The organism is Flagellimonas sp. 389 (assembly GCF_018449435.1).
Taxonomy (GTDB): Bacteria; Bacteroidota; Bacteroidia; order Flavobacteriales; family Flavobacteriaceae; genus Flagellimonas.
Genome location: NZ_JAHCMU010000005.1, coordinates 33,953 through 47,428, shown reverse-complemented (window position 1 = coordinate 47,428; position 13,476 = coordinate 33,953). Strand labels below are relative to the sequence as shown.

Here is a 13,476-nt window from a genome sequence, read left to right as displayed (position 1 = left end):
TCAAGGTGTTTTTGCATAAACGATGAGTGTGGACACAAAAAAACCGCCAGTTAGGCGGTTTATCTATTTTAATTAGCTGCTATCTCATTTGATGGCGGGTATTTTTTTAGAATATTTGCCACAAATTCCCGAATACGCTGTTCTTTTTTCTCAATGTTCTTTGTGTTGTTCAAAGTGCCAACACCCCGGCCTTGCCAAACAAGCCCTTTATTTTTATTGTCGATTAGGTCAATATACAAAGAGCCTTCCGTTCTCGTTGAAACATCAGGGCCAAAACCGCCGCCCCATCCTGGACCCCAACCCCATCCTGGACCCCAGCCGAGACCGCCCCAGCCAAAGCCACCCCAGCCCCAACCAAAGTTGTTATTATAAACATCGACTTGCTCACGTTCCTTAGTGAAAATATTTACTAAAAGATCAGGTTGTTGTGACTTGACAAAACCTCGGGAACTCATCTCTGCGTCTATAGCTTTTAGAATCCGTTTTTTGTCCAAATCCGAGATTTGGGCTCTATCGATGCCTGTTTTGTAGAAGGCATACGTCTTATAAGTTTGAAAATTGGCTTTTTCGTCATAGTCCGCAATGACCTTTACGGAACTACAGGACGCCAAGAAGCTAATGGCTAAAATAGCTAGGGAAAACAGTTTTAAATTCTTCATATCAATTTTTTTTGGGTTAATACAAGTCACTTTAAACTAATCACAAATATTATGCCGAATCTCTGAAAACTAGGCTCTTCTATTGGTTTTTTTGTCAAAGCCATACGGACAGTGCCTACAACCGCTTTCGCAACAATAACCACGTTTAAGGTGATATTTCTCTGTAAATACCTTGTAGCCTTCTTTGGATAGGTAAAAATCACCTTCTTCCAAAGGAATCAGTTTTTTCATTCTAGAAAACTCATTGATACTATAAAATTAATCTATTATAAATAAATGACCAGTACTTTGCCATTTGTGGATTTTTTACGTAGTTCACCGAAATAGTCAAGCTTATTATCGATTGCATCCAATTTTATGGATTTTTGACAGTTACCTTTGTAGGAATCTTTTGATATTGTAAAGTTTGATTTTAGTTTTTAAACATTTCTTTTATCGAAATTATGTTGGTCTTTCACTTTGGCCATTTATCATCTTAAAAGAGGGCTCCCTCAAAACGGATGAAGTGCTTATCAATCATGAAAGGATACATTTAAAGCAACAGCGAGAGCTCTTCATCCTGCCATTTTATCTTCTCTATTTTACGGAATGGCTATTGCGGACATTACTTTATTTGAACAGTTATAGGGCCTATCAGAACATTAGTTTTGAACGTGAAGCGTATGCCAATGAAGATGATAAAGAGTATCTTGCACGTAGAAAACCATATAGTTTTTTAAATTATTTGGTGCGTTAACCATATACCTTGTCAATTCCAAATCAGAACGTAGATTTACCCATTCTCAAAGAAAAAGGCGTAACCCTTCACATTAAAAGGGAAGATACTATCCATCCTTTTATTTCTGGAAACAAATACAGAAAGTTAAAGTATAACCTTATTGAAGCTAAAAAGTTGGGGTATGGTACTTTGCTCACGTTTGGTGGCGCATTTTCCAATCATATAGCCGCTGCTGCTTACGCTGGAAACACATCGGGCATAAAAACCATTGGTGTTGTTCGCGGTGAAGAGTTGGCGGAACAATGGCAAGAAAATCCAACTTTACAACTAGCCAAAGAACATGGGATGCATTTTCATTTTGTATCTAGAAGTACATATCGGAAAAAGAATACCATTGGTTTCTTAAATGATTTGAAAGAAAGCTTTGGGGAATGCTATATTCTTCCGGAAGGTGGAACAAATGAATTGGCGGTAAAAGGATGTGAGGAAATTTTGACGAGTGAAGATGCGCAATTTGATATTGTGAGCTGCTGCGTGGGAACTGGTGGTACACTTGCCGGACTCATCAATTCTGCACAATCGCACCAAACAGTTTTGGGATTTCCGGCGTTAAAGGGTGATTTTCTAAAAGAAGATATTCTTAAATTTGTCCAGAATGAGAATTGGAACTTAATTTCTGATTATCATTTTGGTGGATATGCCAAGGTTGATGAACGCTTGATTGAATTCATCAATGCCTTTAAAAAAGAGACTGAGATTCCATTGGATCCCATTTATACAGGAAAGATGCTTTTTGGTATTCTGGATATGATAAAAAAGGGAGTCTTTGAACAGGGAACACGTATTTTGGCAATTCATACGGGAGGATTACAAGGTATAGAAGGAATGAACCTTGTTTTGAAAAAGAAAAATTTACCGTTATTGGATTTATGATCAGGAGAATAGCATTTGTTTTGGTAACGGCATTGTTGTTGGCAAGCTGTGGAGCAAAAAAAAGAACGACAAACAGAGAAAGAAAAACTTCGGTTGCCAAAACCAAAGAAACCAGAGGCCAAAACACCAAGATTTCCGATAGCAATAGTGAAGCTTCAGGATTGTATGTGTTGCCCGAAGATTCCGGAAAGTTTGTGAAGTTTCCAATTGCAAATACCCAGGAATATATCGAGACCTTTGCAGAAATCGCACAATTTGAAATGCGAGCCTATGGTATTCCTGCCAGTATTACCCTTGCACAAGGTATTTTGGAGAGTGGCTCGGGTAAAGGAGCGCTGACCCTCAAAACAAATAATCACTTTGGGATTAAATGCCACACAGGATGGGAAGGAGAGTTCGATTTTCATGACGACGACGAACGCGGTGAGTGCTTTAGAAAGTACAACCACCCTATGTATTCCTTTAGGGACCATAGTATTTTCCTCTCCTCACGCTCCCGCTATAAGTTTCTGTTCAATTACAGAAGGGATGATTACAAAAAATGGGCGTATGGGCTAAGGCAAGCAGGATATGCTACAGACCGTAAATATCCGCAAAAGCTCATTGCACTCATTGAGCGTTATGATTTGGACCAGTACGATGATGAGGTAGTAGATGCTGGCTTGGACACCGTGCGCAAACCAAAAAAATATAATGTTTTTACCCATACTGTAGAAAGAGGGGATACATTATATGCCATCTCCAGAAAATATGAAATATCCGTAGACGAACTTATGCGAATCAACCGACTTCGTTCCACGAACTTATCTATTGGACAGGTTTTGAACATCAGAAAAGAAAAATCAAAATAGCACGTGGCTTTACATCAAAGTGCAACCATTATAATCCTTTATACATGATTTACCAAAGAAGCAGTGCCTTGTTTCAAGAAGCAAAAAAATATATTCCAGGAGGGGTAAATTCACCAGTTAGGGCGTTTAAGGCGGTAGGGGGCGACCCAATTTTTGTAAAAGAAGCCAAAGGTGCCTATTTATATGATGAGGACGATAACCGGTTGATAGATTATATAGCTTCATGGGGGCCACTGATTTTGGGCCATGCCTATGAACCCGTAATCAATGCCGTGGTCGAAAAAGCTCAAAAAGGTACTTCGTTTGGAATGCCAACTGAGATTGAAACCGAATTGGCGAAACTGGCCGTTTCCATGGTACCTAATATTGATAAGATACGTTTTGTAAATAGCGGTACAGAAGCCTGTATGAGTGCGGTGCGGTTAGCACGTGGATATACCGGAAAAGATAAAATCATCAAATTCGCTGGGTGCTATCATGGCCATTCCGATTCATTTTTGATTCAGGCTGGGAGCGGAGCCGTTACTTTTGGAAGTCCAAATAGCCCAGGTGTAACTCAAGGAACGGCAAAGGATACGTTACTTGCGGATTACAATGATTTGGAGGGCGTAAAAGCACTGGCCAAAGCCAATAAAGGAGAAATAGCGGCAATCATCATAGAACCTGTAGCAGGGAATATGGGATGTATTGTACCTACGGAAGAATTTATCCATGGGTTACGAAAGTTATGTACTAAAGAAGGTATTTTGTTGCTTTTTGATGAGGTAATGACTGGGTTTCGATTAGCAACAGGAGGTGCCCAAGAGGCATTGGGAGTCGATGCCGATATCCTTATGTTCGGCAAAGTAATTGGAGGCGGGCTTCCCGTTGGTGCATTTGCTGCAAAAGCCGAAATCATGTCGCATTTAGCGCCAGAGGGACCTGTTTACCAAGCCGGAACCTTGAGCGGAAACCCATTGGCAATGAGCGCTGGGTTGGCCATGCTTACATCCCTGAACAACAAACCAGAAGTTTTTACAAACTTGGACGAGAAAACTGAATACCTGCATAAAGGTATTGCCAACGTTTTGACAGAAAAAGGCGTTGCCCACCAAATTAACCGCTTTGGTAGTATGGTCTCCGTTCATTTTACTGAAGAACCCGTTGTTGATTTTACTTCTTCAGCAAAAGGAAATAACGATATGTTTAAAAAGTACTTTCACGGTATGCTGGAGCAGGGGGTTTATTTACCACCCTCGGCTTTTGAAAGTTATTTTTTAAACGATGCCATTAGTTATGCCGATTTGGATTTCACTATAGAGGCGGTCAAAAAAGTTTTTTGATCAAACATTTTGGTTTTTGTTTATTTTGAAGTTTCTTCCATAATTTCTTGGACGGAAAATGTTGCCTTTAGTAAATCACGCTCTGCTGAAGAACTACCCACATAAACTTCATAGTCCATAGCTTCAATTTGCCATGCTTTTGCTTCAGGGTTGTACCAGGCCATATCATCTACGTTTACTTCCAGCATGATTTTTTTGGTTTCCATGGGGGCAAATGTTACTTTTTTAAAATCCCTCAATAATTTTACAGGTCGGTCTATCTTGGAGTTATTGAAACCAATATATAGTTGCACGACCTCTTTTGCAGTCATGTTCCCTTTATTTGTTACATTGACTTCCACTTGCAAAACATCGCTTTTGGATAGCTTTGGTTGGATGACCTTTAAGGAATCATAAACGAAATTTGTATAGCCCATACCAAATCCAAAGGCATAAGCTGGCTGAATACTCTTTTTGTCGAATAAGGTATACCCATGGTAGTACTCATATTCTATTTCCTTTGTGTAGGGCGTAAAGTATGGATAGTCTTTGGTATCCTTCGCAATGGTAAAGGGTAATTTCCCACTGGGACTCACTTTTCCGTATAAAATGTTCGCCAATGCGGTACCACCTTCCATGCCGCTATACCATGAAAATAGGATGGTTGGTACTTTGTCTTCCCAAGAAGTCATATCTATGGCACTTCCCCCAACATATACCAGAGCTAAATTTTTGTTTTCAGGAGCAATAGCTTCAATGAGGTTTTCGTCTGAATTGGAAAGGCGAAGGTCCGTTCGGTCACCCCCAATAATCATCCCTTCAGGAGCTTTGCCATTATTTGCAGACTCAACCATTTTTTCACGGTCTAATATAATGTACTCTCCTTCGTCCTCATGGGTAAAACCTACTATCATAATAACTTCATCCGCTTTTTTTGCAAGTTCTTTGGCGCTGTTTAAATCATTGCCATCATTTAGAACTACGGTATTGCCCAATTTTTCATGATGTTTTTTGATGCCTTCATAAGGAGTTTCAACGTATATAGGCGTGGAATCACTGCTGCCATGGTCACCTGTATTTTCCAAATCTGCCAATCTGCCTATGACCGCTATGGTTTTGCCCTGCTTTTGTTGAAAAGGCAGTATGCCATCATTTTTTAATAATACCATACTCTCTTCCGCTACTTTTCGTGCAAGGTCCAAACTCGATTGTTTGCCGATACTTTCATGGGTATAATTGTTGTCATTTTCACCTAGAGCGTATTTGAGCCGTGTCCTTAACGATTCCACCACAAGTTTATCAATATCCGTTTCGGTAATCTCACCCTTTTCAATTGCTTCTTTTAATAGTTCTGGCTTATAGGCCTGTTTAAATGGCATCTCAACATTTAGACCAGCTTTTACACCTTTAACACCATCGTAGAGTCCCATAAGCCAATCTGTAGATACAAAACCTTCAAACCCCCAGTCATTTCTAAGAATGTCCGTTAATAGATATTTGTTTTCACCACAAAATTCACCATTTACCGAATTGTAGGCACTCATTATGGATGCAGGTTTTCCATCTTGTATTGTTTTCTTCCAATGTGGCAAATAGACTTCTCGTAATGTTCGTTCATCTACTTTTACATCAACGACCCAACGAGAATTTTCGATACTATTTAAGGCGAAGTGCTTAGGGCAGGCCATTATGTTGTTATCCTCTAAACCTTTGACAGCGGCAACACCGAACTCCCCCAATAACCATGAATCTTCTCCATAGGTTTCCTGGGCTCTTCCCCAACCGGGATGGCGTAACAGATTAATACACGGAGTAGCGCCATAATTGACTTTGTTTGCTCGCATTTCTGATGAGATTACCTTATGTATTTCGTATTCCAGTTCGGGATTCCATGAGGCGCCCCTTGCCATTCCTACGGGAAATGTGGTTACCCCGTTAACGTCCTTGTCCAATACCCTTGCTCCTCGGGGACCATCGGAAAGTACCCAGGGTGGGATGCCCAGCCTATCATTTTTACCTACATAAATATGGGCGAACCGCTCGTTGAACAGCATATTGATGGCCAATTTGGTAAGGCCGCTACCATAATTCTCACCATACATTTGCGAAACTTTTTCCTCAAAGTCCATTTGGGAAACCAACTGCTTCGCTACATTTTCAAGATTGCCTTTAGAAAGTTCAGTTTTTAGGTCTACGTTGTTTACGAACAGGGAATGCATCTTGTAATCCGTATTCCTGAAATACAAAAATCCTCCTATGATTAAAAATATACCAACCAAAAGGGCAATCCCTTTTAGTGTTCGCCAACCCCATTTCTTTAGTTTTTTACTGCCCATTTGTGTCGCTTTGCCACAAATATAATTAAAATGTGGCGGAACGACACAAATTATTATCTTTGTCTAATGGACATCACTCAGTTTTTAAAAGATGGAGCTAGTTTTTTCTTGCCAAATATTTCTGTTGACATCGTGATTTTAGGCTTTAAAGATGGTGAGTTGAAGGTTCTGTTACAGGAGTTTGATGGTAAATGGTGCTTGCCCGGTGGTTATGTCTTTAAAGAAGAGGCTGTTAATGATGCGGCAGTACGTGTACTCGAAGAAAGAACAGGGTTACAACAACCTTTTCTAAGACTTTTTCAGGTTTTTGGGGATAGTAATCGAAGTTTTACCGAAGAGTTTAAAGGGTTGATGAAGAAAATAGGTCAAGATTGGGATTCCGATTTATGGATTAACCAACGTTTTGTGACAATGGCCCATTATGCATTGGTCAATATTGAGGAAGTGAAGCCAACAGGGGGGATTTTTTCCATGCATTATGATTGGTTCGAGGTAGATAGTCTACCCGATATGTTAATGGACCATGCTGAAATCATTACAGTATCAAAAAGCCAATTGCGACGTGATATTACTTTGGAACATATTTCGTTCAATCTGCTTCCGGAAGAATTCACCATGCCCGAATTACAACGAATCCATGAAGCGATTTTGGGCAGAAAATTAGAACGTAGCCGTTTTCAAAAGAAAATGTTGTCACTCGATGTTTTGGAGCGATTGCCTAAACCAAAAGAAGATGCGCCACGCCGAAAACCTTTTTTGTACAAGGTCAAGGAAGAGAATCCGTAGAGAATCAAACCGTATAAAATTGTGTTTAGCTTTGGTTTTGGAAGAGTGTCAGTTTTTTCAGATAACTCTCTTTTTGACCAATGCCATCAATCCTAAAACGGGGCCAATAGCCAACAGCATGTATGCACTATGTGCTGGCAGAACATTTTCCAGAGCTGCAATCACTTGAATACTGATAATGGTGATACTGAATCCAATACAGTTTACAATGGTTAGGGCAGTTCCTTTGATTTCTGGAGTGGCACGTTGCGCTACCAAAGTTGAAAAAAGTGGAGAATCCGCTATGACCACCATACCCCAAAAAAGCAAGAAGCCAACAAAGAGTAGTTCTGAGGATGCAGTAAAAAATAAAGGTGAAACCAAACAGCATACACACGAAAGCGCCAGTGCGAATGAAGCAGTTTTTTTTAGGCCCATACTTTGGGATAGGTAACCGCCCAGCACACACGCTAATCCCCCAATGGCGATAATTGCAAACGATAGTGTTGACACGGGCAAGTCAGTGTTTTGATGTATGGCGTTATAAGATTGAAGCATTACCGGTACAAATGCCCAAAATGTATATAGTTCCCACATATGCCCAAAATAGCCAAAAGCGGCAGCACGGAAATCTGGATTTTTAAAAACACTTAGAAAAGCCGTTAGCTGTACCTGCTGACTACTTTTTCTGTAGGGACCATCGGGAACTAAACGTATCATTAGTATTCCGCCCAACGTGGCTAGGGCAGAGGTGGATAACACTACCGAGGTCCATGAAAACAAGGTATTCAATCCCTTTAATAAATGTGGAAGGGCTGTGCCTAGAACTAAAGCTCCTACTAAAAAACCTAGCGACTTGCCAAGTCCTTTGTCAAAATAATCTGCTGCTATCTTCATACCCACTGGGTAGATGCCTGCTAGAAAAAATCCAGTGAAGTATCGAAATACCAATAAGGTGGACAAGGTATTGGCTTCCCATAAAATGCATATATTAAACACAGCGCCCAGCAATGCACTGATCATAAAAACCTTGGAAGGAGAAAAACGATCTGTTATCGTTAGTATGGCAAAAAGTAATGTGCCTGAAATAAACCCAAATTGAACCGCTGACGTTAAATGGCCTAAAGCACTGGATGCAAGATTGAAGTTGGTCACCAAGTCTCCCATAACCCCGTTTCCTGCAAACCACAAAGATGTGCAAAAAAATTGCGCAATTACAATAATATGCAAGATGTGTTTGGGCGGTTTCACGTATAGCGTACAATATAGGCTTTGTCGTTGGCTTTTAGCTCGGTTTACAGCAACAATAAAAAATGGATTTGTAACAGTTCACTTTTTAACCTGTTTCATCTTAGACCTCGGTTTCAAAAATGTCCGATAAACTTCCAATAGCTTCGGATATGGCTTGGGGGTTTAAACTAAAAACAGAGGCTCCCAAGGTCACAATTGCAGTTGCTATGCCGATAGCTTTTTGTACGTTGATAAGGGAGGCATACGATTTTTCCATCTGTTCGGTAATAGCAGTTAATTTGGATAAAGCCTCTTCCGCATCGTTCATGACCAGTTTGGCCGACATGGTAAACAGGTCATCCGAGTAATCCAATGTCCGTTTATGGTACTCCCGTAACCGCTTGTTCTGTGCCCTGGTCAACGAGGCGTAGTTTTTATAGCGGTAATCACCTATTGCCTGCGCATATGCCAAGAAGATTTTGGCAAGCTCGTTGGTTTGTTTTGAATTGAGTCTAGCCATTAGTCCGTATTTTTTTGAATTCGATTACAATGGTTTTAATGTCACTCGCATATCTAAAAAGTTCTTCTTGGATTTCCCGCACGCTCAATTTATCGGCATTTTCGGTGAGTGTTTGGTGTCCTTCGGAGATTTCGGTCAAGGTTTCGGAGTATAGGGCGAATTTTTGCTGAAGGTTTTCAATGGTTTCTATGCCGTTGAAGTAATCCGTGGCAATTTCCCTTTTCTCTTGGGCTGAAAGCTCGGTGTTCTGCAAGAACTCAAAGTAGTCCGATTTTAGCTGCTCTTTTTTAACGTCCAGTTTACCGCTAAGATTTGACGAAAGATTAAAATCCAGAAAGGACAACAAGGTTTTAACGGGTTCGTTGCCCTCTTTTATGTACTCCCTGATTTTATTTTTTCGGTAGGCGTTTGTAAATGCACCTAGTACTACCGTAGAGATTCTGGAATATGATGCTGCCTGTTTCTGATTGATTTGAATGGGCCCAAAATCGCCGCTGCTCAGCGCGTTTTCTAAAGCTTCTGTATTGTAGGTGGTCAAATCATTACTGGAAAGCTTGGTCAATCCATCAAAATAAGCGTAGACCGAAGTGTATATTTTAAGGCTGATGCTATCGGCCTGTTGTTCTCCCGAACAATCGCAGCTATCATTAAGAATATTTAGGTTTTTGATGTTTTCCAGCCTACATCCATCCAAGCAACTTTGCTCAAAATTATACGGTATGGTTTCAAACGCTGTGACAGCCTCCAAGGAGGTGGTTGAAAATTCACTCACATGTTTTAAGTCCGCGCAACTGGCTAGCCCTATTGCGAAGAGCAAAATAGTCGAAGCCTTGATAAGGTATTTGTTCATTGGTTTTGGGGTTATATTTTATGAACGTTTTTGATAGTATAACTGCTGGTAAAACAGTAAAGAATCTGGTAGGTTGATTCAGGATTACTTTTGTCTTAGAATATCCAGTAATCTTTTAGGATTCTGTCTGTTGTCCCAAAAGGCATAAATTATTATTGATTTATCTGTTATTTTATAAAATATGCTAAAGTTGCCCAACGATGCTACTCTAATATCATTAAAATCCGTTGACTTAAAAATCAGAGGTGATTTGGCGATTTCCTTGGTACGCTCAGCAACTAATCGAACCAATTTTTTGGAATATATGGTAGACTTGTTTCTCTTTACCCAATATTCAAGAATTCCAACAAATTGAATATCTGCAGTTTTAGTCCAGATTACATTGCGTTCAACCATTCAAGATTTCGTTTGTCCATCTCATCCTGTGAAATCAAGCTCCCGTTTTGAATATCTTCTTCGCTCATTTTTAGCATCTGTTTTTGCTCGTCAGAAAGTTCAACGATTTCATTTTCTGAAGCACTTGAGGTAATCAATTGGTCAATTGCCTCCAGAAATTGCTTATTTCGGATAGTTAAAATCTTGTCTATCAATCCATTTCGTATTTTATCTACAGTTGCCATTGTTGATTCTCTTTTATGTAAATATCTTAAAAAATGATGAGTTTGGCTAACGCTGTATGATAGGACCTTTCGAAACGTGGTAGGTGACAAGATTATATTTTCGGACAGGCACTGGAATCATTGATTAAAATGCATTATGGTAATAAAAAAGTAAGAATGTAAAAGTGCTTTTATGAAGTACTATTTTCCCTTACCGCGTAAATAACCACATTCTCTTTTTTCCCTTTAAGTGGAATACTTCCCATAGGAGTATAGGTGAAATTGGTGGATGCCAGTTCTTTTTTCAGTTTTTCCGAAAGCAATAGCTCGCTTTTTAATGCATTACATTGCCCCTGAATACGCGCAGCCGTATTGATGGTATCACCATGATAGGCGATTTCTTTTTTGTATTTTCCAACTTCGGTAACGGTTACAATGCCCGAATGGAGTCCTGCTTTAAAAATAGGTTTGCAGTTATATTTTTTCTGATATAGGTCACCGTTTTTCTCCAATAAGGCTGTAAAATTGTAGTAGGCTCTAAGGCAGTTTTCGTTCTGTAGTCCTTCGTTTAAATTCCATGTGAGTACCGCCTCATCACCCACATATTGATAGATTTCGGCTTCATTTTTCAATGCTATGCCCAAATCATTAAAGCAATCTTGTAGGAGCATACTATAGTTTACATGGCCCAAGCGTTCTGCCAGTTCCGTGGAGGCCTGTAGATCTAAAAACATGAAAATACGTTTCTCTTCACGGGGGGTATAAAACTTACCACGCAATAATCCGCCTAATTTTCCCTCGCCCAACATTAGATTGACCTGTCGTAACGTAGCTAACAATAAATCGACCACAATGACATAAAAATAAATGGCGAAACTACCTCTATCAAAAGCAAAGGACGTAATGTTGATATTTAAATCAAGATATAAGGTAAAGATGCCATAAGAAATTAATACGACAACCATGATGAACAAGTAGAAATACAAAAGATTGATGAGCAACAATCTTCGTATGGATACATGTTTATAGATTCGCTCTTCTGTTAAAATTTGGGCTCCTCCAGAAATGAAACCTACTATGGGACCCATGGTGAAGGCAATGAGCAGGCTGATTTCAAAGCTTAATTGTATATTTCCCAATTCCACTGTGCCAACGCCCCGTACAATACTTAAAAAAATAAAGGCCAAGGTCCACCCGATACAATAAAAACGAATAATTCGTGATCGGCGTTTGTTTATGAATCCAAATAGTGGGAAGGTCATGGGTTTAAAGGTATCGGTTTTGGATAAATTCCCCTTGGTCATTCGCATAAAAAAAGTGGGGTTTTACCCCACTTTCTCAAATAAACTAACTCAAACTTAACTCGAATTAAATCGGTTTGATCCATAATAGGTGTTTCCACTTCGCCCGTTCTTTTAGGACAAGCGCAATATTGATAGCGAACAATGCTCCGGTTTGCAATAGCTCCGATATTTCGTCGGATTCCAGAAATACATGGAACAAAAAGATGTGCAGGGTAATGGGCAGTAAAAAGATAGCTCCCACAAAACTTGTTCCTTGCAATAACAACAATAGACCAAATAATAGTTCGCAAACCCCCAGTACATGCCAAAAGTATCCGGTCTGTTTTGCCCCACTGATGTACAAAATCTTTTGAAGCGTATTCTCTTTTTCGGGAGCTTTGAATTTCTCTGCCTTTTCCACTACTTCAATAGGGGTAGGAATTGGTTTCTGAAATTTTTGGATACCTCCATAGATCATAAAACCACCTAGAAACAGACGAAGGACTATGAAAAGAATATTGATGGCTTTCATCTTAGTTTGCTAAAGATGTTTCTCCTTCGTTTGGGTTGTACACGTAATTGAAGGTGTAGTATCTAAAATCATTTTCTGCTACTTCTTGTGTTATATCAGAAGGTGCGTCTTTGTAGTAGCTCAAGATTTCAATTTTTGCAAATTTTCCGTCATGAGTACGGAATATCAATATTTTACCTGGAATTGGAGTAACGGTGGTTGTCATGAAATTGTAGTTGTACCAACCGTTGTTGCTTCCAGTGGGAATGGCAAGTTCTCCGTTGGCATCTTGAGCAAATTCGATTCCGCTAGTATCTGTGATTTCGGAAAAGATACCTTCCTCTATTGCTGCACCTGAATTTCCGTTTCGTTCTGGTTCATCGTTTGTTCCAGTAGTAGTTCCGCCATTGACTATAATGGTCAACCCGCGAAAAGCAATGTCCCACTCTGTATCGCTATCCGTAACGGCACCAGTAGCAAAACTAAACTTGGTAAATGGACCAGATGCTTCCTCTTGTGTGCCCTGACCGCCAGTTTGAGGTGCAAAAATGTTTTCAGCCCTTGCAGATACCAAATCAGAGAGTACGGTAAAATCGGTAGTCACGTTTTTGGTTACACCATCAACGACTACTGTTACGGAACCCGTTGTTGCTCCAGATGGAACCGTAGTTACGATTTGCGTGCTGGTTACAGAAGTTATGGTTGCATTTGCACCACCAAAAGTTAAGTTGATGTCCGAAGTATTGCTAGGAAAGTTTGTGCCGGTAATGGTAATTTCTGTACCAACCGCTCCCGATTCTGCGGAAATCGCGGTTACTGTGAATTCAGCTGTTGTGTTTTCGTCGTCATCGCTACAACTAACAAAGGCAATGAAAAATAATAAAAGGCTTGATAATTTAATTAAGTTTTTCATAGTAATC

General features: G+C 39.8%; 16 protein-coding genes. 5 read left to right on the top strand and 11 right to left on the bottom strand.

Annotated features, from left to right (window positions below; all coding sequences use genetic code 11):
• Positions 1–68: 68 nt before the first annotated feature.
• Together KIM67_RS05790 and KIM67_RS05785 are read right to left on the bottom strand one after the other, a co-directional pair.
• The gene (locus KIM67_RS05790) at positions 69–659 is read right to left on the bottom strand and encodes a DUF4136 domain-containing protein (protein WP_213830405.1); all 591 of its coding nucleotides are present in this window, start codon (positions 657–659) and stop codon (positions 69–71) included.
• Positions 660–728: 69 nt separating this feature from the next.
• On the bottom strand, positions 729–890 hold the full coding sequence (locus tag KIM67_RS05785) for a DUF5522 domain-containing protein (RefSeq protein ID WP_213830404.1): 162 nt from the start codon (positions 888–890) through the stop codon (positions 729–731).
• 175 nt (positions 891–1,065) lie between these two features.
• Between KIM67_RS05785 and KIM67_RS05780 the strand changes: the two genes are divergently transcribed.
• Genes KIM67_RS05780 through hemL form a run of 4 tightly spaced genes read left to right on the top strand, consistent with a single transcriptional unit; the run spans position 1,066 to position 4,483 of the window.
• Positions 1,066–1,395: a hypothetical protein gene (locus KIM67_RS05780; RefSeq protein WP_213830403.1), complete on the top strand. Its 330-nt coding sequence runs from the start codon at positions 1,066–1,068 to the stop codon at positions 1,393–1,395.
• Between the two features lie 9 nt (positions 1,396–1,404).
• Positions 1,405–2,310: a 1-aminocyclopropane-1-carboxylate deaminase/D-cysteine desulfhydrase gene (locus KIM67_RS05775; RefSeq protein ID WP_213830402.1), complete on the top strand. Its 906-nt coding sequence runs from the start codon at positions 1,405–1,407 to the stop codon at positions 2,308–2,310.
• Positions 2,307–3,161, top strand: a complete 855-nt coding sequence (locus KIM67_RS05770; RefSeq protein WP_213830401.1) for a glucosaminidase domain-containing protein — start codon at positions 2,307–2,309, stop codon at positions 3,159–3,161. The genes KIM67_RS05775 and KIM67_RS05770 overlap by 4 nt, the downstream gene beginning before the upstream one ends.
• Positions 3,162–3,205: 44 nt before the next feature.
• On the top strand, positions 3,206–4,483 hold the full coding sequence (gene hemL / locus KIM67_RS05765; protein WP_213830400.1) for a glutamate-1-semialdehyde 2,1-aminomutase: 1,278 nt from the start codon (positions 3,206–3,208) through the stop codon (positions 4,481–4,483).
• A 20-nt stretch (positions 4,484–4,503) separates the two neighbouring features.
• Here the strand turns inward: hemL and KIM67_RS05760 are convergent, their stop codons facing one another.
• Positions 4,504–6,798, bottom strand: a complete 2,295-nt coding sequence (locus KIM67_RS05760; RefSeq protein ID WP_213830399.1) for a glycoside hydrolase family 3 protein — start codon at positions 6,796–6,798, stop codon at positions 4,504–4,506.
• 66 nt (positions 6,799–6,864) lie between these two features.
• Here KIM67_RS05760 and KIM67_RS05755 point away from each other — a divergent pair, with 66 nt between their 5' ends.
• On the top strand, positions 6,865–7,584 hold the full coding sequence (locus KIM67_RS05755) for an NUDIX domain-containing protein (protein ID WP_213830398.1): 720 nt from the start codon (positions 6,865–6,867) through the stop codon (positions 7,582–7,584).
• 57 nt (positions 7,585–7,641) lie between these two features.
• On the opposite strand, the gene KIM67_RS05750 is transcribed toward KIM67_RS05755, so the two are convergent.
• From KIM67_RS05750 to KIM67_RS05715, 8 genes are all read right to left on the bottom strand, one after another.
• Positions 7,642–8,814 (bottom strand): MFS transporter, encoded by a 1,173-nt coding sequence (locus tag KIM67_RS05750; RefSeq protein WP_213830397.1) that lies wholly within the window; start codon positions 8,812–8,814, stop codon positions 7,642–7,644.
• Positions 8,815–8,914: 100 nt separating this feature from the next.
• Positions 8,915–9,313, bottom strand: coding sequence for a hypothetical protein (locus KIM67_RS05745; RefSeq protein WP_213830396.1), 399 nt, complete (start codon positions 9,311–9,313; stop codon positions 8,915–8,917).
• Positions 9,306–10,163, bottom strand: coding sequence for a hypothetical protein (locus KIM67_RS05740; protein ID WP_213830395.1), 858 nt, complete (start codon positions 10,161–10,163; stop codon positions 9,306–9,308). Before KIM67_RS05740 ends, KIM67_RS05745 begins: the two co-directional genes overlap by 8 nt.
• A gap of 84 nt (positions 10,164–10,247) precedes the next feature.
• The gene (locus tag KIM67_RS05735; RefSeq protein WP_213830394.1) at positions 10,248–10,559 is read right to left on the bottom strand and encodes a type II toxin-antitoxin system RelE/ParE family toxin; all 312 of its coding nucleotides are present in this window, start codon (positions 10,557–10,559) and stop codon (positions 10,248–10,250) included.
• Positions 10,541–10,783, bottom strand: coding sequence for a hypothetical protein (locus KIM67_RS05730; RefSeq protein ID WP_213830393.1), 243 nt, complete (start codon positions 10,781–10,783; stop codon positions 10,541–10,543). The genes KIM67_RS05735 and KIM67_RS05730 overlap by 19 nt, the downstream gene beginning before the upstream one ends.
• A 170-nt stretch (positions 10,784–10,953) precedes the next feature.
• Positions 10,954–12,072, bottom strand: coding sequence for an adenylate/guanylate cyclase domain-containing protein (locus tag KIM67_RS05725; RefSeq protein WP_213830392.1), 1,119 nt, complete (start codon positions 12,070–12,072; stop codon positions 10,954–10,956).
• A 58-nt stretch (positions 12,073–12,130) separates the two neighbouring features.
• On the bottom strand, positions 12,131–12,577 hold the full coding sequence (locus tag KIM67_RS05720; RefSeq protein ID WP_213830391.1) for a DoxX family membrane protein: 447 nt from the start codon (positions 12,575–12,577) through the stop codon (positions 12,131–12,133).
• Position 12,578: 1 nt separating this feature from the next.
• Positions 12,579–13,469: an IPT/TIG domain-containing protein gene (locus KIM67_RS05715; RefSeq protein ID WP_213830390.1), complete on the bottom strand. Its 891-nt coding sequence runs from the start codon at positions 13,467–13,469 to the stop codon at positions 12,579–12,581.
• Positions 13,470–13,476 lie beyond the last annotated feature (7 nt).

Bases quoted from the DNA above. Each gene is read 5' to 3' on its own strand.
- KIM67_RS05730 (WP_213830393.1), bottom strand. From the start codon at position 10,783: ATGGCAACTGTAGATAAAATACGAAATGGATTGATAGACAAGATTTTA.
- KIM67_RS05785 (WP_213830404.1), bottom strand. From the start codon at position 890: ATGAAAAAACTGATTCCTTTGGAAGAAGGTGATTTTTACCTATCCAAA.
- KIM67_RS05790 (WP_213830405.1), bottom strand. From the start codon at position 659: ATGAAGAATTTAAAACTGTTTTCCCTAGCTATTTTAGCCATTAGCTTC.
- KIM67_RS05740 (WP_213830395.1), bottom strand. From the start codon at position 10,163: ATGAACAAATACCTTATCAAGGCTTCGACTATTTTGCTCTTCGCAATA.
- KIM67_RS05715 (WP_213830390.1), bottom strand. From the start codon at position 13,469: ATGAAAAACTTAATTAAATTATCAAGCCTTTTATTATTTTTCATTGCC.
- KIM67_RS05745 (WP_213830396.1), bottom strand. From the start codon at position 9,313: ATGGCTAGACTCAATTCAAAACAAACCAACGAGCTTGCCAAAATCTTC.
- KIM67_RS05755 (WP_213830398.1), top strand. From the start codon at position 6,865: ATGGACATCACTCAGTTTTTAAAAGATGGAGCTAGTTTTTTCTTGCCA.
- KIM67_RS05725 (WP_213830392.1), bottom strand. From the start codon at position 12,072: ATGCGAATGACCAAGGGGAATTTATCCAAAACCGATACCTTTAAACCC.
- KIM67_RS05770 (WP_213830401.1), top strand. From the start codon at position 2,307: ATGATCAGGAGAATAGCATTTGTTTTGGTAACGGCATTGTTGTTGGCA.
- hemL (WP_213830400.1), top strand. From the start codon at position 3,206: ATGATTTACCAAAGAAGCAGTGCCTTGTTTCAAGAAGCAAAAAAATAT.
- KIM67_RS05760 (WP_213830399.1), bottom strand. From the start codon at position 6,798: ATGGGCAGTAAAAAACTAAAGAAATGGGGTTGGCGAACACTAAAAGGG.
- KIM67_RS05735 (WP_213830394.1), bottom strand. From the start codon at position 10,559: ATGGTTGAACGCAATGTAATCTGGACTAAAACTGCAGATATTCAATTT.
- KIM67_RS05720 (WP_213830391.1), bottom strand. From the start codon at position 12,577: ATGAAAGCCATCAATATTCTTTTCATAGTCCTTCGTCTGTTTCTAGGT.